Source organism: Stenotrophomonas sp. FBCC-B152, assembly GCF_059134105.1.
The window spans coordinates 3652727-3670579 of sequence record NZ_CP101442.1; the positions used below are offsets into that span (position 1 = coordinate 3652727).

A 17853-nucleotide genomic window follows, 5' to 3' on the forward strand; every position below is an offset into this window, starting at 1 on the left:
ACGTGCCGTCAGGTGCGGTGCTGCCGCGCAGGCCGTGTTCAACACCGCTATGGTCCGCACCCTTCCTGTCCCGGTCAAGCCGGTCGGACGGGACGTTCATGCCCACCTGTCGAAGCGCCTCAGGACGGCCGTGGGAACGAGGCATCGGCTCAGGTAGCGGGCACAAAGATCCAAGTCATTGATTTGTAACTACTATCCATGGAACCAGGCGCTGCGCGCCGGGTGAACGCGACAAACTGTTCCACCCCCGGTTATGACATTTTTGCGACAAAGGGTGGTTTGGTGTACTCGCGAGTACTAAAATTAACGAAATCATCACCCACCGCCATTCAGCTACACCGGTACGCCTGACGCTTTGCGCCGACCGCCGGGTCGCCCCAGAACGTCATGAATACAATCGTTGCTTCGTGTGTCGACGACACCGCCCCCGCCGAGCTGCTCAAGCGCGGCGAACGCCTGCTTGAACCCGATGTCTACCGCACCTGCCTGAATGGGCAGCCGGCCGTGGTCAAGGACTACACCCGCTACCGCGGCACCCCGCTGTCGCCCATCGCGCGCCTGCTGGTCCGCCGCGAGGCCCGCATCCTGCAGCGCCTGGCCGGCTGGAAGCACGCCCCGGCCCTGCTGGGCACCATCGGCGGCCTGGCGCTGGGCATGGAGTTCATTCCCGGGCAGACCCTGAGCGCGGCCCAGTCGGTGGGCATCGAGGTGTTCGAACAGCTGCAGTACGCGCTCGAGCGCCTGCATGCGGCCGGCATCACCCACAACGACCTGCATGGCACCAACGTGATGGTCAACGGCAACGTGCCGGTGCTGGTGGACTTCACCTCGGCCTGGCGCAGCCCGCGCTGGCTGCCGGTGCACCCGGTGTCGCGCCAGCTGCGCCGCAGCGACCGCAAGAACCTGCTCAAGATGCGCCAGCGCCTGACCGGTACCCGCCCCAGCGCCGCCGAAGCGGCCCAGGTGGCCGACCCGCGCTGGGTGGCCGGCGTGCGCGTGGCCTGGAAGCGGTTCTACCGGTGGTTCAAGGGTTAAAGCGCGTCGGCGTCCAATTCGCCGGTGCGGATCCGCACCACGCTGCCCAGGTCGTAGACGAACACCTTGCCGTCGCCGATCTTGCCGGTGCCGGCGGCCTTGACGATGGCTTCCACCACCTCGTCGACCTGGCCGTCGGTGACCGCCACTTCAATCTTCACCTTCGGCAGGAAATCCACCACGTACTCGGCGCCCCGGTACAGCTCGGTATGCCCCTTCTGCCGCCCGAAGCCCTTGACCTCGGTCACCGTGATCCCGGTGACACCCCGTTCGGCCAGCGCTTCGCGCACGTCATCGAGCTTGAACGGCTTGAGCACCGCCATGACCATCTTCATTCGTCTGCTCCTGTCTTCGCGGCAGAGGATAACGCCTGTCCCCCGGTGAACGCGATGCACCCGTATCGCACCGGCTCCTGCGGTGCGGATTATCCTTACCCGTGAAGCCTGGCCCGCCTGATGGTGGTTGCGGCCCGCCACGCCGAGAATTTCCCCACCTGCGGAGACCCCATGATTGACCTCAACCAACTCGATGATCTGGCGCGCCGCCTGAGCGACATGGTCCCCCCGGGGCTGCGCCAGTCGCGCGAAGAACTGCAGGCCACCTTCAAGAGCGCGCTCCAGGCCGGCCTGGGCAAGCTGGACCTGGTGACCCGCGAGGAATTCGACGTACAGCGCGCCGTGCTGCTGCGCACCCGCGAGAAGCTGGAAGCGCTGGAGAAGACCGTGGCCGCGCTGGAAGCGGCCGCCCAACCGCCGGCCGAGCGCCCGGCCCCGTAAAAGGAAACCCGATGAGCCTGGCGCTGGTGCACAGCCGTGCCCGCGCCGGCGTTCACGCGCCCGCGGTCCGGATCGAAGTCCTCCTCTCCGGCGGCCTGCCGCATACCCAGATCGTCGGCCTGCCCGAAGCAGCGGTGCGCGAATCGCGCGACCGGGTCCGCGCCGCATTGGTCTGCGCCCAGTTCGAGTACCCGCAGCGGCGCATCCTGATCAACCTGGCCCCGGCCGACCTGCCCAAGGAAGGAGGTCGCTTCGACCTCGCCATTGCGCTGGGCATCCTGGCCGCCAGCGACCAGATCGATCGCCAGCTGCTGGCCAACTACGAATTCCTGGGCGAGCTCGCCCTCACCGGGGAGCTGCGTGGCGTGGACGGTGCGCTGCCCGCGGCCATCGCGGCGGCGGAACTGGGCCGGACCCTGATTGTCGCCAGCGCCAACGGCGCCGAAGCCGCCCTGGCCCAGCACGCGGATGTCCGCGTCGCCCGCACCCTGCTGGAAGTGTGCGCCGCGCTGGAGAGCCGCTCGCTGCCACGTGCCGTACCGGCGCCGGTGGTCCCGCTGGCGGTGCCGGACCTGCGCGATGTGCGCGGCCAGCAGCAGGCGCGCCGCGCACTGGAAGTGGCCGCCGCTGGCGGGCACCACCTGCTCCTTCTTGGCACGCCGGGTTGCGGAAAGACCCTGCTGGCCTCGCGCCTGCCCGGCATCCTGCCCGACGCCAGCGAGGCCGAAGCGCTCGAAACGGCGACCATCGCTTCGTGCAGTGGGGCTGGCATCGACACCGCCCGCTGGCGTCATCGCCCGTACCGCGCGCCCCACCACACCGCCAGCGCCGTGTCGCTGGTCGGCGGCGGCTCCTATCCCCGGCCCGGCGAGATCTCGCTGGCGCACAACGGCGTGCTGTTTCTGGACGAGCCGCACTTTTAGTCTTTGCCACGTGTTGTCAAACACGTAGAACGCGCTAAAACATAGCGAGGAAAATCAAACATATCTATAGGTGACCTATGACACTCGTCACAGCTCCAGACTGCTTCAGCACCTACAACAGCCCTGCTGTTTGCGATCAAGTCCGGGCCACACTTCGCTCGCTGAAAAATGCGCCTATCAGGCTGCTGACACTTCTCGAAGCGTACTTGGAACTGACCGGGCAACAGCTACACGCGCAGAACCGCAACACTCCAATGTGGGAATCCGCTGCCCGCGGCTTCATCGGTGCGCTGCACTCAAGATCCTTTGCCGAGCTAAGTGCGGCAAAGCGATACAACTACAGCAGACTCTTTCTCTCAGCAATTTCAGTACTAGATCCACAGTTCACCCCACCACTTGTACGGCTTACCAAAGCCATACCAGCCTCTACCCAAGCACTAGCTGAAGCATTCGAGAACACTACTCTTGATGGAGACCGTCGAATCTTCTGGGCGGGCTGGACTATCAGCAACCGAAGAGGGAAGTCCTCCTACCTTGAACTCCACGCTGTTGAAGAAAGATATGGCACAGAGTTCTGTACAAGGCTCCATAAGGCACTACGGCAGTGGTACTCACAAACCTTGCTCGATGGTCCAATCGGCATCAAATCCCTTGTGTCACACCTGTCTAAGCAGCCCCTTTCTGTAGGAGCCGATCACTTCCAAGATCCTGTATGGATGACGCATTTCACGCGAGACCTCTTTGTTTCCTTCTTTAGGGAATCTCACGCCAATTTCAACGCGATGCGGGTCGCAAAGAGACAGTGGGCAGAACTCGCCAGAACACTTGAGCGGCATGTCCTTGGCATCATCTGGTCCACGCCTGATGCACCGATTCCGATCCCCCCCGCACCTCGCGTCCCCGAACGGCTTCTGCGCGTGAAGAAGTCGAAGGATGGTTGCGAGTACAAGTCGAAATTGTTGACAGACATTCCTTTGAGCATACGAGATAGGGAGGCAAAGCAAGCGATCTATGACCGCTTCAAGCGCGACATTTACGCTGTAGAGTGCTGGGCAAAAGAAAGGTGCGAACGCGCCCTGAAGGGTCAGCGACTGCGCGAGTCGATAACCGCAGACATGCGGGCAGATCCGCAACCAAGAATCTTGGATCGATTGCCAAAGAACTTTACGCATCGAGAGGCGATCGAAGCCACTGCGGAGAGGTTCGAAGCGAGAGCTATGCCACTTGTCTGCGCTCCGAACTCAAAAGTCGTGAGCGGAAAACTAGCCTCAGATGCACTGGGAATTGCAACGCCGATGGACCTCCTGGCCTACTCCGCAGTACTGATACTGAGTCACCCAGCGATCACTCCAGCATTCCTTCAAGAATTGGAGATCGCCGATGCACACGGCCGGCCGCTAGGCATCATAGATATTGATGGTTCCACATATCTTGTTGGCATGAAGCGAAGGAGGGGATCAAATCTGGCGGAACAGCGAATCCGACTGAATGAGAAGACCGAGCAAATAGTCCAAGACATCATTCAAGTTACCTCAACGCAGCGTGCCATCCTAAAGGCCGAAGGGAATGACCATTGGCGACGACTGCTTCTACAGTGCACATCGCCTCATCGACCAGTCAGTGTCTTCAACGCAGTAAAGCACGCTAACTACCTTACGCCGCGCCTTGCACAGGAGTTCCGGTTGCACTGCGAATCGGATGAACATGCAATGCAACTAGCAACACGCTTTTCACTCTCAAGCCTGAGATCGAGTGCAGGCACCTTGGTCTATCTGGAGACTGGCAGTCCTCATGCTATGTCCCGGGCCTTGGGCCATGACGCATATAGCCCTAGGCTTCTAGATCACTACCTCCCCCGGGTGATGAGGGAGTTCTTTGAAGAGCGCTGGATTCGCACCGTACAGACTTCCGTAATCTGCCAAGCACTTGTGGGATCTGACCTGCAACTCCCAGCGTCCGGCTTCAAGACCGTCCAAGAGCTAGAGGAATTCATGAGGCTTCATGCGTTTGAGATGGCACAGCATCAGGCAGAAGCCGGGGATAACATCACCAATGTCAGCGGCATATCGGAGACGGCAGGAAAGATACTTTTTAACGTTGAGCAGCAAGTCGTGGCGGCGCTCATAAGCCTGCAACTTGCTGTGGATGCAGCGCCCGATTCCTTCTGCGATAGGGCGCATTGGTGGGCCAATCTATACCGTAAGATTCGGCCTGAACTGGAAGACAGGACGGATTTGGCGCCCATCCTCGCGAAGGCTCTAGCCATGGCCGACCCAGCGATCGTGAAGGGAATCGCATATGCGTAGCACCAGAAAAGAAGGTGACTCAGGCCATAGTACTCTTCATCCGGACCTGCAGTTCCTCGAGGCATATTTGCCTACCAAAGGCCACAAGTACAGGAACCCGACCTTTCTTACCCAATGCGACTACTCAGCGACGGTCTGGATCTTCGAGTGCGCACATCCGTTCGTTATTGACTGGAGAGTAACGGTGGGCAGGTCAGGCGCCCTGCTCACGGATCCGAAGCATGAGGAATTGTGGCATGTCTTCCGATCGTGGCTCTCGATACAAGCGCATCCGGACACGTCCAGGACTGTGGTGTCCAATACCTCGCTATACAACCGCCTTCGGTACACGCTTGCGCTGATCGACTACCTACTGATTCATGCATCCGCCTTGGGTATCGATAAACTCGGAATATCTGCCGTTACCAGGAATGACCTGGTCGCCCTATTGGACAGGCTGGCGCGCGGCCATGTCAGCACTGCAATCTATGATTGGCCTAGCCGTCTCTCTGCATTGCTTCGCGATTTGATCGAGGAAGACAGATCGTTGGGAATTGCGCCATGCGAGGCCACACTTCCGCACAGCAGTGACATCCCGCCCGAGAGAGTCACCGATCTTGAGGATGCTGAAATTGCGAAGGCCAGGTGCGCGCTATGGAGGCGCGGCTTCTACGAGCGCCATGGAGGCTCCGACAAACTTCACGCGTACCGGCCTAACTCACGACTCTTGATGCCGCTGCTATTTCCCAGCGGGCTTGTGAGCAACCGAAACCTTCCGATCCCTCCCGAGCTCCTCATTCACTCCGGACGCAGAAGAATGCGGGAGTGCTCGGCGGTGCCGATTCGAGCCGGCGCGGAGAACCCTGGCAGGGCTCAATCCATCGATGTCTATAGGGGTATCATCCAGTCACTGGCCCTGCTGAGTGCAGACAACCTGCCTTCGGCGGATATCCCATCTCGGCACGTGCTGACCGTAAATTCAGTCCTTCCGGGCAGGTTCCGTACCGTGCCTGCGGCGACTGTACTCCTTGCCTTCAGGAAGGCCACCGAGTTCGTTATGTTGCACGGTGACGATCTCGTGGATAGCTACTTGGCAGTTGCACGCAGTGCGGCAGACGCAGGTTTGACGATCTCGACACTTAGCCGTGTCGTAGGTATTGAGAGCGTTATCACGCAGGGCTGTCGCTCCCTTGGCGTTCGTCGCTGGTCGATCTTGGCAGGTTCTCAGCAAAGCGATGGCGCAATTGAAGCGTCCTATCATGTTCATCTACGGGCAAATGTAGGCTTGGTGGAGGCACTTCGCGTTCTCTACGGTGCGTGTCTGGTCCTGGTCGGCTCCCTATCAGCCCGGCGTGACGGTGAGCTCTGCGACTTGATATCCGGCGAGGCGACGGATTCATCTGGAGAATGGATGTTCATCCGGAACCGAAAATCTGGCCCTGTGGGTCTTCGTGATGTCCATCGCGTTCCGCTTCCATCGCTAGCCTGCTCCTGTATCAGAATGCTGGAGCGTCTTCAGCAGGGTCTGATAGCTCTCGGAGGCCTTCCGCGGCCTACAAAGCTGTTCGCTTACCCTAAGAGCAGAGGGCACGGTCTTGTGGCATCGGAGACTTCCTTCACCGACGTCGCGTTGGACTCGTTCTGCGATTGGTCAGAACTTCCGATCAACGAGTTTGGTCAACGCAACTACCTGAGGCAGCACCAACTACGTCGATTCTTTGCGATGGCCTTCTTCTGGGGCAACGGCTTTGGCGGGCTCGACACGCTCAGGTCATTCCTAGGCCATGCGGATGTATCCCACGTGTATCACTACATAAGTGAAGCAATGCCTGGTGCCGTCCTTAGAGGAATCAAGGCGCAGTATGTTAGGGATGCGCTGAGCTCAAGTTCTTCTGAAGAATTGATAGGAGACGGGGTCAGAGAGATGCTTTTCAAGCGCTTCAGTACGTTTGAGTTCCACCTGCTTAGTGGCGATGATCTAGAGGCCTACGTGAGGGATATGATCGAAGATGGATCAATGCACGTAGAACCCGTATTTCTCGACCGCGGAGGCAAGTACAAGGTTCTGGTTGAGGTTCGGCCAGAACGCCGAATCCTTGGAGGAAGCGATGCCTAAGAGATCCCCCAAAGTCGATCAGGACAGCTTGCTGGCGCTAGTGCAACTGCTGCGCAGCATCATCGGCGGCAGCCATACGCCGGAAGATAGCCTTGTGCAGGCGCTTCGCTCTCAGTCTTCTCTTGCCGCGTATTCGCGTCAGGACAAGACGGTATCCGCAATGAGCCTGAACCACCAGAAATTCACCGCCGGAATTGTCCTTGGTGACTTCTCCATCCTAGATCGCCTTCGCAGAGAGACGCTCTCGAGCCTTAACGCTCGATCTAAGACGGCTGAGGGGCGACTTCGCCCTACTCGAAAGGACGTTGAGAACACAGTGGCACTTCTGAAACGTGAGTGCCAGATTCTGCGCGAGGACCTTTTCCTGCTACAGCGAGCATTTGATATACGTTGCTCTCAGGCACGACGCTACGCCTTGGCTGCCGGTGAGCCGACAAACTCTGTTTGCGTGAAGGAGCAACTTGAGATTGACCGAGGCCTTTCGCTGCGCCGCATCCTCGCAGAACCGAGCAAAGTAATTCACCTGCGAGGAAAGAATGTCAAGTAACAAGCAGTTGTACAGCCTCAGCACAACTTTGGCGCTTCCGCATTGCATTGATGCCAGCGGGCGCCTATCGGTCATGGATGCCAAGGATGTTGCGATGTTTCAATGGCCAGACGGATCGTGGTGCCATGACGCAAATAGATTCATCAGGGAACTTACCGAACGGCGGCTATCCAGAGTCAATCGCGGTGGTTCAATCGCCACCTTTGCGGCACACATATCCCACCTCCTGCGATTCGTTTGGGCTAGAAAGATCAGCCTGTCTACCATCACAGATGCGGAGTTCACCAGCTTCATCCATTTCATCTCGGAGCATGGAACAGGGCGCAGTCCGAAGATGGTTCGAGAGATTGGACGCACCTGCCTCCAACTCATGAGGTCGGTTGCCGCCCATGGCGGGGAGGCTGACGCGGTTTCCGAGACTGGACGAATACGGATCTACTTCACCAAATCGAACAGCAGCCGAAGTAGCGCAAGGAGGGCAGCTGGCGGGCTTAACCATGCATCCTTCCCACGTCCGGAACCGCAGCGCCGCCGCATGCCCACCACCAGGGAAGTAATCGACTCGCTGGTTGCTGCCAGCGAAACTGCCTCGACTAATCCTCATCAGAGAATGCGGCGTTTGGTAATGCTTCGATTGATGGAGATCACAGGTGCTCGCCGTGGCGAGCTAGCACTTTTGACCACTCAGGCAGTGAAGTCAGCCTTAGCAATGACGAGGCCGATGCTCAAGCTAATTACGTTGAAGACGCGCGCCTGGACGCCACCGAGCCGCCTGATTCCCATCAACCGGCGCGACATCGAATACATCAATACGTACATCGAGATCTACAGATCGCGGATCGTGTCTAAACACCTGAAAGGGAACGATCACGGGTACGTTCTAGTCAACGGCAGAGACGGGAGCGCGCTTCGGCCAAGTACGCTGACCCAGGAGGTAGCGAAGCTTGCTGCACATGCAGGCTTGAGAAGCAGGGTCTCGCCACATCTCTTCAGGCATCGCTTCATAACCCGTCTGTTCGTTGCCCTGATCGAGCAGCACGAGTTGGAGAACGAGGATCAATTCCGCCGCGCCCTCCTTGAGGGCGAGACACTGCGCTTCAAGGTCTCACAGTGGACGGGGCACCGTAACCTTGCGTCGCTCGATCACTACATACACCTAGCCTTTGACGAAGCCATGGGCAGTCGCGGCTTCAACATCGACGAGCTGATGGTGGCGGCGCTTTCCAGGCCGGGGGATTGATCCGAGCACGTTCGCAATCGGTATCCCATCAGAGGTAGACGGCAGGATGAAGGCTTATCGTCTCACTGGTCGAAAGTCGCAAAGATCTCGGACATCCTCAGCCCTAATCCGGCGCAGATCCTGCTAAGAGTCGCAACGGTGAGGTTCTTGGTTCCGCGCTCTATGTGGCCGTAGTAGGCGCGGTGCATACCGATTGCGTCAGCGAAGCCCTCTTGACTCAAGCCTAGAGAGGTTCGCCGCGCTCGCATAGCGCCCCCAAGGCCTCGCAGTAGCTCATGGTCGTCCATGGGCTACAAACTATGACCTTGATACTTTTAAGACTACGCCTTTAAAGGTAGGCTACTTAAAAGTATAGGTCAAGGCCCATGTCCTTTTTCCTCGTCTGTCCTGAGCTTGACTTCACATTGGAGCTTCAACTTACAGCGACTGCTGAAGAGCAGATGCTAAGGCAGATCGTAAGAGTCCAGGACGAGGGCGACCTGACCAGGTTTGAGATGCGCTTGGCCACGGAGCTTGGCAAGGTGTTGCCGGAGGCCGTTGACTGGGACATCAAATCGCCAACTCGGGCGCAACTTGCGTTGGCCCAGTCGCTGGCGAGGCAATTGGGCTATCCGATCTCTGACTTGGCACGATCTTCGCGGTTTGAAATGCACCAGTTCATCTCTTTGCTGTCTGGAATGAAGAAGATGACTGCATCGGACTCTCGGAAGACAGGCACACGGGGCAAGACCTCCAAGCGGGGCCAGGCGAGTCCAGGCTAATTTGAACCAAGAGGCCGCTTCACCCGTAGGGCACTTCATCGGTTCACGGCCTCGTTGAGCCCAACCAAGTTCCGGAGCATGAGCAATGGCGTTAATCAGCCTAGTTGGAAAAATGCCCTTCGTAGCATTAGGTCTTTCGTTCCTAGGAGGGGCGGCAGCCTCGCTCGTGATTGTGACAATCAAGGACCGGCTATGGTGGCCGAGCGTTTTACGCGAAAGCTCGCTCAACACCGAAGGTCATAGAGATCAGTTGACGGATGTTCTAGAACCTGAAAAGCGACAATGGCTACTGTCCCAAGCTGCTCCACATGTCTGGGCCGCAGCATTTGTAGCGAACGTGGACTCGGGTCAAACCTCCGCGCTGCATAGTGCAGACAGTGCCGCTGCAATGCTAGAGCGCGTCAGGCGCATGCCACCTGCGGAGTTGGAATCGGTGTTAGCCCGTTCCGGGCTCGTCATTGAAGAGCAGGACTTTAGGGGCTGGTACTTCGTCTGTGACAATTTGCGAAATGGAAGGTCCCCGGAATACGAGCCGCCGGGGGAGACGCAACTTCACGATGCGTATGTCAACTATCAACGAGGCTTGGGAGATTTCTATTGACTACTTCCAGAGATTTGATCTGCGTGACTGGTGTCTTGGATGTGCATTCCCAGTATCGGCGCCCATGTCCGCATCTGGCCGAAGGTAGCCTTGGCGCAAAGAAGTTAGTGAGTGGCTGATTGGCAGGGGAGCGGCGGCGGCGCGATGAGGTGCCACGCGTGTGACGCACTGAAAAAAGGCATCAGTCCCTGTTGTTCTGGCGATAAGCAAGCCAAACCGCTGCCGCAGTAAGCGAGACGATCAAGAGCACGATCACCCCGGCAACGATGCTCATCTGTTGAAAGAGTGTCAGATTATTCATCATCTGGTCGCCTGAATGGGTAGTGGGGAAATATCGCGCGATATCGGAATCAGGCAGCCATCGACGCAGCTCTAAGGAATGTTATTGGCGCGAAAATCACGTATTTCCTTAGTTGAAAGTCTACCGTTGGACGTCTCAAAGAAGCAATGTTGCGGCTGGTGTGGCTACAAGTTGCGGGCAGCATGGCTGCATTGCCAGGGCGCTATCTGCCGCGTGAGTTCCAAGAAAATGCTGCGAGCACGCGGAAACGACTGCCTACAAAATCCTGGCCCAGGATGAGTATGAGGTTCAATCAGCGGGATGGAAGAGCATGCTCGGGGAGAAGACGCCTCTCGTGTCAGGACCCCATGGATGTAGGAGGCTATCGATCGGGAGCTCGATTCCGCGAGAATGCTTGATCGCACTGGTTGACCACGCTCTGCCGGTCCTTGTGACCGGGGTGCGTGTCGCGAGATCGGCTTAGTGCCTCAGCGGAAGGGAAATGTCGTCGCGCACATTGCCACATTCAAGAAACGCTCATTCGTCCTCTTTTGGCCGGTAGCGGACATTGCGGAACGAAAAAACCTTCGAGCCTGAATAGGCGACGTCGCGGCCACCATGGCGGCGGTGCTAGGATCTGAGCCATGGAGATGGGCCGCATAACCGTTGCCATGGGCGTCGCCCTCGCCGCAGTTTCCTGCGGCGGGTCCCAAGGGCGCTGGACTGCTTTTGTCTATCCGCCGGGCGTATCTGCTCAGGAAGTCCGTCACGCTGTTTATGGCGACTACGATACCTTCGAGCATTGCCAGGCAGCTGCAATAGCTGCCCTGAGAGATAAGCCTCCAGTGCCCTGGTCGGAGGAAGTGGGCTCTTACGAATGTGGACTTGCGTGTCGATATGACGTCGACGTGGACATGTACGTGTGCGATCAAACTCGCAAGTAAGTAGCCCATCCGTGCCCTCCGCCCGCCTGACGTCCTGGTCAGCCTGGCCAGCGCGTGTGAAGCTGATCGATGACAAACCGGTGGCGGTGCATACCATCCGTGTCGCGGTGTGCCAAGAGGTGCGGGTCGTCCTCAGCAAGATGTTCGTGCTGGTGCGCTATCTGCTCAGGATCGTGCGCCGGCCACCTTCGCCACGCGGTGACCAAACCGATTGCGGCCAGAGTCACCAAGGCGGCCAAGGCAACATGCAGGCCGTAGCGGGCACCAACCCAGCCGGCCAGCGGATAGGCGATCAACCAGCAAACATGCGAAAGGGAAAATTGGGCGGCGAAGAGGAATGGCAGATCGGCGGACTCAGCCGAACGTCGCAGCAGCCGTCCGCCGGGGGTAACCAGACCGGCATATGCCATGCCCAACAGCGTCCAGGTCGGAATGACCGCCGCCCATCCAAGATTTCCCTTCAGGGCAAACCAGACGCCGAGGAAGGTGGCCAGGACAACTGACATGAACAGCCCTGCAGTCAGCATCACTGTCCGGTCCGAAATGCGGTCGAGAGCCTTCGGAAGAAGAAGCGCTACCAACATGGAGCCGCCGCCGAAGGCCGCCAGTGCCCACGCAACCTGTTCCTCAGCCCCGCCCAGAACGGTGCGGACCATGACCACCGTATTGACGAACACCATCGCGCCGCCGGCTGCGGCACAGAGGTTCAATGCGAGCAGGCCCTGCAATCGCGGGGTGCGAAGGTAAATTCGCATTCCACGGATGGCTCGCGCATAGGGACCATCCATGGAAGCGACCGCAGCGAGGGCGGGGAACGTGGTGGACGCGACGAGCACCGCCGAGAGGATGAAGCCTACCGAGGTACCAGCGAACAGCCCGTGGAAGCTGATGATCGTCAGCAGCGCGGCAGCAAGCGCTGGGCTCAGCAGGCTCTCAAGGTCATATGCCAATCGGGAAAGTGAGAGCGCGCGGGTGTAATCGCGCTCTTCTTTGAGGATTTCGGGGATGGTGGACTGAAACAGCGGCGTGAAGCATGCCGACGCCGACTGCAGCACAGCGATGAGGACATACACCTGCCAGATCTCGGTGACGAATGGCAGACAGACCGCCACAGCGGCGCGAACCAGGTCGAGTGCGATCAGCACCCGCTTGCGCAGCCGTGCTGGGACCAACGCTCCAGAAACGGGAGCCAAGGTTACGTACACGACCATCTTGATGGCCAGTGCGGTGCCCAGCACCGCGCCCGCCTGGGCGCCCGCCAGGTCGTAGGCCAGGAGGGCAAGGGCGACAGTGGCCAAGCCGGTTCCGACCAGGGCGACTATCTGTGCACCAAATAGGCGGCGAAACGTCGTGTGACTCAGTACTTCGAGCATGGAATTGTCCTGGTAGCAACGTTTTGACGGCCCCAACCCGTGGACACCATCTGCCTAGCTTCAAGGCAGAGGCGGCAGACGGGCGGAGTGTACGCCCACTACTGTTTGGGTCGGGGTGACGACCCCGCCGGCATGGCGGGGTCGTTCGCTAAACGCGAGTGGACTTACTTCTTCTTCGGCGCTGCCTGCGCTTCGCAACGTTCCTTCAGTGCTTTGGTCTGGGCATCATTTAGGTCCACCTTGAACTTCGAACGGTCCGCAAGCTGTTCGCAGGTCGTCGGCTTGGCCTTGGGGGCAGCCGTGGGGGCTGGATCGGCATGAAGGGCCGGATCATGGGCGGACGCCGTGGTGAAAAGGGACATGCTGAGAAGCAGGCCGGCAATTACTGCGCTATAAGCTTTCATGTTGTTTCTCCTCGGTTTGGATCGGCAAAGTGCCGGGGTGTTACGGCTGATAGATGTCGGCTTGGTAGCCAATAAGTTCGATGCTCACGGTCACCGGCTTGTCGCTTCGGTTCTGCCAGTACCACCCATGAGTTCCCCCAAATGGCGCGATGAAGGTGCCGCGAGCCTCCCGCTGCGCACCTTCGACGGCGTAGCTGGTCCATGCGCCCTTCACGTCGGGGCGCTCGCCGTGCATATCGACTGCCACTTCACCAGTTGCCTTCCAGCGGAACAGCATTCCCGCGCCAGCAACCATGTGGGACTTGACCTCTTTTCCCTTGCCCGGCTCCAGCGTGATCGTCATCGCGTCCTGGCGAAGCTCACCGTTGGTGAGCGATACCGCGCCTGGATCAAGCGATTGCCCTTTGTTCGCCCCGAATGCGGCCGCGGCCTTCTCCGCCAAGGCGGCCTCTGCCCCCGATGCTGTTGAGGACGTCGGCGTGGACGGGTCGATGACGGTGCTTCCGCCGTCCGCCAGGGCGGTCAAGCCCAGCGCCCGGCCGATCCCTGTGGGATCAAGGCCGTACTCCGCCGGCAGAACGGCCGTGACGAGAAGCGCGCCGGCAATGGCAGCGGCAAGAAGGGTCGACTTCAGCAGGCGGCCAGTGGTGGGAAGTGGTTGATTGGTGGTGATCGACATAATGGGTCTCGGTCAGAAATCAGGAAACGAAGTAGCCGGTGAGCTGCATGCCGATGAGCACGAAGCCGGCCATCATCAAGATGGTGTTAGCGCCGTAGGCCTGACGGTTGAAGGACGGCAGTCGACGCCAGAAGCCCATCACAATCAGGATGCCGGCAAGCGCTAGCAGTTGGCCGAGCTCAACGCCCACGTTGAACGCAAGCATGTTGGGGACCAGCCCGTCCGGCGATAGCGAGAAGTCCTGAAGCTTCGTGGCCAGGCCGAAGCCGTGGAAGAAGCCGAAGACAAGGACCGCAATCTTGGTGTTGGGCTGCACGCCGAACCACCGCTTGAACGCGCCCATGTTGTCCAAGGCCTTGTAGACCACCGACAGGCCGATGATCGCGTCGACCAGATAGGCGTTGACGTGGAAGCCGCCGAGCACGCCGAGCAGCAGCGTCGTGCTGTGACCAATGGCGAACAAGGTGACGTAGATGCTCACGTCCCGCATGCGGTAAAGGAAGAAGATCACCCCGAACAGGAACAGAAGGTGGTCGTATCCAGTCACCATGTGCTTGGCGCCGAGGTAGGTGAACGCAATCAGTTGCCTACCGGTGCTTTCTTCAAGGAAGGCTTGGTCGCCCTCGCTTACACCGTGCGCGAACGCCGCAAACGGCAGGAGGACTGCGGCAAGCATCGAAAGCCATGCAAAGAGCTTGGTGGGGGAAGTCAAAGACGAGTTCCTTGTGCGGAAAGGAGATGGATGATTCATGGGGAGCGACTTTCCAGATCAGGTTTTTCGCGGTGGATCAGTCGATAGAGCGCCGGTAGCACGAGCAGTGTCAGCAGCGTTGAAGAGATGATTCCGCCGATCACTACGGTCGCGAGTGGGCGCTGAACTTCCGCGCCAGCGCCGACGTTCAGGGCCATGGGAAGGAAGCCAAGGCTCGCCACCAGGGCCGTCATCAGGACCGGCCGGAGGCGGGTAAGAGCACCTTCGGTGACAGCCCTATGCAGGGGCATGCCTTCTTCCCGCAGGTTCTTGATGAAGCTGATCATTACCAAGCCGTTGAGCACGGCAACGCCCGAAAGCGCGATGAACCCCACGCCTGCGGAGATGGACAAGGGAATGTCGCGCAGCCACAGCGCCACCACGCCCCCGGTCAGTGCGAGCGGCACGCCACTGAAGACGATGGCGGCATCCTTTCCGGAGCCGAATGCCATGAACAGCAAACCGAAGATCATCACCAGAACCACCGGCACGACGATCGACAGGCGCTTGCTTGCCGAGATCAACTGCTCAAAGGTGCCGCCGTACTCGATCCAGTAGCCTTCAGGCAGCTGGACTTCTTGTCCGACTTTGCTGCGCAACTCCTCGACAAAGGATCCCAGATCGCGTCCGCGCACATTGCTGGTGATCACCACCCTGCGTTTGCCATTCTCGCGGCTGATCTGATTGGGACCGGGTGCAATCTCGACCTTGGCCAACTGACCCAAGGGCACGAAGCTACGCTCTTGGCCTGTGCTCGCCCCCGGGGCGACGGCTACAGGTAGTGACGCCAGTGTTCCGATGTCCTGGCGCAGGTTCTCCGGTAGACGAACCACGATATCGAAGCGGCGATCGCCTTCGAACACCTGGCCGGCCGATTCACCTCCCAGCGCCACCGAGATGGTCTTCTGCACGTCGTCGATGGCTACCCCGTATCGTGCAAGTGCGTCCAGGTCGGGCGTGATCGTCATCAACGGCAGACCGGTGACCTGCTCAAGTTTCACGTCGGCCGCTCCCTGGATTCCGCTGGCAACGTCCTCCACCTGAGCGCCGATGGCTGCCAGCTGCTCCAGGTCGTCGCCGTACAGCTTGACGGCAACCTCAGCCCGAACGCCGGCAATGAGCTCGTTCATCCGCATCTGCACCGGCTGCGTAAATTCGTAGTTGTTGCCAGGAATGGCGCGAACCACTTTCTCGAGCTCGGCAACAAGCTGCGCCTTCGGCTTGCGCGGATCGGGCCATTGGTCCCGATCTTTGAGCATGATGAAGGTGTCGGCTACGGAGGGGGGCATGGGATCGGTAGCCACCTCGGCGGTGCCGATTTTGGCGACGACTTCGTCCACCTCCGGGAACTGCTTGATTGCCGCTTCGAGCTGACGTTGCATTCCGATCGCCTGGGTCAGGCTGGTCCCGGGAATTCGGAGCGCGTGCAGTGCGATATCGCCCTCATCCAGGTTCGGAATGAACTCGGTGCCGAGGCGACTTGCCAGCAGGCCGGCAAGGACGGTGAGCATTGCGGCCGAGGCGACCACTACCTTGCGTGCGTTGACGGCTCGCTCAAGCATCGGGCCATACAGCTTGGTGACCCCGCGCATGGCCTTGGTTTCCTTCTCCGAAACCTTTCCCGTTACGAACTGGGCCACAGCGGCCGGCACGAATGTCAGGGACAGCGCCATGGCACCGGTAAGCGCGATGACCACGGTAAGCGCCATCGGGTGGAACATCTTCCCTTCCACGCCGGAGAGGGCAAAGATCGGGATGTAGACCGCCGCGATGATGAAAAGGCCGAACAGGCTTGGCTTGATCACTTCTGCGCTGGCACTTGCCGCCAAGGAGAATCGTTCTTCCCGGGTCAACAGGCGGCCCAGAAGATGTTGCCGCTCGCCAAAGCGGCGCAGGCAGTTCTCCACGATGATGACCGCCCCATCGACGATCAAGCCGAAATCTAGCGCGCCCAAGCTCATCAGATTCGCGGAGACACGATTCTGGACCATGCCTGTGATCGTCAGCAGCATCGTCAATGGAATGACCGCCGCAGTGATCAGCGCCGCACGAAGATTGCCCAGAAGCAGGAAGAGGACCGCGATGACGAGCAGGGCGCCTTCGAGAAGGTTCTTCTTCACCGTCTCGATGGTCCGGTCCACCAGTTCGGTTCTGTCGTAGACGGGATGCGCCCGCACGCCGTCAGGCAAGGTGGCATCGATGTCCTTGAGCTTGGCGGCGGTTCGCTGAGCCACGTCCCGGCTGTTTTCACCGATGAGCATGAATGCTGTGCCAAGGACTACTTCCTTGCCATCCTTGGTTGCCGCGCCTGTGCGAAGCTCGGTGCCTTCAACAACGTCCGCCAGATCGCCAACGCGCAATGGCATGCCATCACGGTTGGCCACAACGATCTTGCGCAACCCCGCCATGTCGGCCACCTGGCCCGGCACGCGGACCAAGTACTGCTCACCGCTCTTCTCGATGTAGCCGGCGCCTACGTTGGCGTTGCTGCGTGCCACGGCTTCCAGCACATCCTGCAACGTCAGTCCGTAGGCCTGGAGCTTCTTCGGGTCCGGCGTGATGTGGAACTGGCGGACATAGCCCCCGACGGTGTTGACCTCCGTTACGCCCTTCAAGTGGCGCATCTGCGGTCGGACCACCCAGTCCTGCAGCGTACGAAGCGCCATCGGCGTCCACGTCTCCTCAGCACCAGGCTCAGCTTCCACGGTGTACATGAAGATCTCGCCCAGGCCCGTCGCTACCGGTCCAAGGCTGGGCTTGAGTCCCTCGGGCAATTGGGATGCCGCTTGCTGAAGCCGCTCTGCGACCTGTTGACGGGCGAAGTAGATGTCCGTGCCATCTTCAAACACCACCGTGACCTGAGACAGGCCGTAGCGTGAGATAGAACGGGTGTATTCCAGCTTTGCCAACCCGGCTAACGCTGTTTCGACGGGGAACGTGACCCGTTGCTCGGCCTCCAGCGGTGAGTAGCCGGGAGCTTCGGTATTGATCTGCACCTGGACATTGGTGATGTCAGGAACGGCGTCGATGGGAAGCTTGCTGTAGTTCCAGATCCCAAGGCCTGAGAAGGCCAGGACCAGAACGAGCACAAGCCATCTGTGCGCGATGGACGCGCGAATGATTCGCTCTAGCATGGGG

Annotated in this window: 15 protein-coding genes and 1 pseudogene; 9 read left to right on the forward strand and 7 right to left on the reverse strand. The window is 59.6% G+C overall.

The window, feature by feature from the left end:
* The first annotated feature begins 387 nt into the window (after positions 1-387).
* Positions 388-1035 (forward strand): RIO1 family regulatory kinase/ATPase domain-containing protein, encoded by a 648-nt coding sequence (locus tag NMB40_RS16710; protein ID WP_282243183.1) that lies wholly within the window; start codon positions 388-390, stop codon positions 1033-1035.
* Here NMB40_RS16710 and NMB40_RS16715 read toward each other — a convergent pair.
* Positions 1032-1370: a P-II family nitrogen regulator gene (locus tag NMB40_RS16715; RefSeq protein ID WP_068854331.1), complete on the reverse strand. Its 339-nt coding sequence runs from the start codon at positions 1368-1370 to the stop codon at positions 1032-1034. The genes NMB40_RS16710 and NMB40_RS16715 overlap by 4 nt on opposite strands.
* A gap of 171 nt (positions 1371-1541) precedes the next feature.
* Here NMB40_RS16715 and ubiK point away from each other — a divergent pair, with 171 nt between their 5' ends.
* The 6 genes and pseudogenes from ubiK (at position 1542) to NMB40_RS16745 (ending at position 8922) form a co-directional block, all read left to right on the forward strand.
* Positions 1542-1811, forward strand: coding sequence for a ubiquinone biosynthesis accessory factor UbiK (gene ubiK, locus NMB40_RS16720; RefSeq protein ID WP_068854332.1), 270 nt, complete (start codon positions 1542-1544; stop codon positions 1809-1811).
* 11 nt (positions 1812-1822) lie between these two features.
* Positions 1823-2722 (forward strand): annotated as a pseudogene (locus NMB40_RS16725) (YifB family Mg chelatase-like AAA ATPase); the annotation flags it as partial.
* A gap of 89 nt (positions 2723-2811) precedes the next feature.
* Positions 2812-5040, forward strand: a complete 2229-nt coding sequence (locus NMB40_RS16730) for a hypothetical protein (RefSeq protein WP_494359153.1) — start codon at positions 2812-2814, stop codon at positions 5038-5040.
* Complete coding sequence (locus NMB40_RS16735; protein ID WP_494359154.1) at positions 5033-7135, forward strand: hypothetical protein; 2103 nt, start codon at positions 5033-5035, stop codon at positions 7133-7135. Before NMB40_RS16730 ends, NMB40_RS16735 begins: the two co-directional genes overlap by 8 nt.
* A complete protein-coding gene (locus tag NMB40_RS16740) occupies positions 7128-7682 on the forward strand; it encodes a hypothetical protein (protein ID WP_494359155.1) in 555 nt (184 codons plus the stop codon). The genes NMB40_RS16735 and NMB40_RS16740 overlap by 8 nt, the downstream gene beginning before the upstream one ends.
* 535 nt (positions 7683-8217) lie before the next feature.
* On the forward strand, positions 8218-8922 hold the full coding sequence (locus tag NMB40_RS16745) for a tyrosine-type recombinase/integrase (protein ID WP_494359156.1): 705 nt from the start codon (positions 8218-8220) through the stop codon (positions 8920-8922).
* A gap of 62 nt (positions 8923-8984) precedes the next feature.
* Here NMB40_RS16745 and NMB40_RS16750 read toward each other — a convergent pair whose 3' ends face one another.
* Entirely contained in the window at positions 8985-9209 is a 225-nt protein-coding gene (locus NMB40_RS16750) for a helix-turn-helix domain-containing protein (protein ID WP_494359157.1), read from the reverse strand.
* Between the two features lie 78 nt (positions 9210-9287).
* Between NMB40_RS16750 and NMB40_RS16755 the strand changes: the two genes are divergently transcribed.
* Both NMB40_RS16755 and NMB40_RS16760 read left to right on the forward strand, forming a co-directional pair.
* On the forward strand, positions 9288-9683 hold the full coding sequence (locus NMB40_RS16755; RefSeq protein ID WP_494359158.1) for a hypothetical protein: 396 nt from the start codon (positions 9288-9290) through the stop codon (positions 9681-9683).
* Between the two features lie 85 nt (positions 9684-9768).
* Positions 9769-10284, forward strand: a complete 516-nt coding sequence (locus NMB40_RS16760; protein ID WP_494359159.1) for a hypothetical protein — start codon at positions 9769-9771, stop codon at positions 10282-10284.
* A 1262-nt stretch (positions 10285-11546) separates the two neighbouring features.
* Here NMB40_RS16760 and NMB40_RS16765 read toward each other — a convergent pair.
* From NMB40_RS16765 to NMB40_RS16785, 5 genes are all read right to left on the reverse strand, one after another.
* A complete protein-coding gene (locus NMB40_RS16765) occupies positions 11547-12881 on the reverse strand; it encodes an MFS transporter (protein ID WP_494359160.1) in 1335 nt (444 codons plus the stop codon).
* Positions 12882-13045: 164 nt separating this feature from the next.
* The gene (locus tag NMB40_RS16770; protein ID WP_494359161.1) at positions 13046-13285 is read right to left on the reverse strand and encodes a hypothetical protein; all 240 of its coding nucleotides are present in this window, start codon (positions 13283-13285) and stop codon (positions 13046-13048) included.
* Between the two features lie 40 nt (positions 13286-13325).
* The gene (locus NMB40_RS16775) at positions 13326-13964 is read right to left on the reverse strand and encodes a hypothetical protein (RefSeq protein WP_494359162.1); all 639 of its coding nucleotides are present in this window, start codon (positions 13962-13964) and stop codon (positions 13326-13328) included.
* 19 nt (positions 13965-13983) lie between these two features.
* Positions 13984-14715 (reverse strand): HupE/UreJ family protein, encoded by a 732-nt coding sequence (locus NMB40_RS16780; protein ID WP_494359163.1) that lies wholly within the window; start codon positions 14713-14715, stop codon positions 13984-13986.
* Positions 14712-17849, reverse strand: a complete 3138-nt coding sequence (locus NMB40_RS16785) for an efflux RND transporter permease subunit (protein ID WP_494359164.1) — start codon at positions 17847-17849, stop codon at positions 14712-14714. The genes NMB40_RS16780 and NMB40_RS16785 overlap by 4 nt, the downstream gene beginning before the upstream one ends.
* Positions 17850-17853 lie beyond the last annotated feature (4 nt).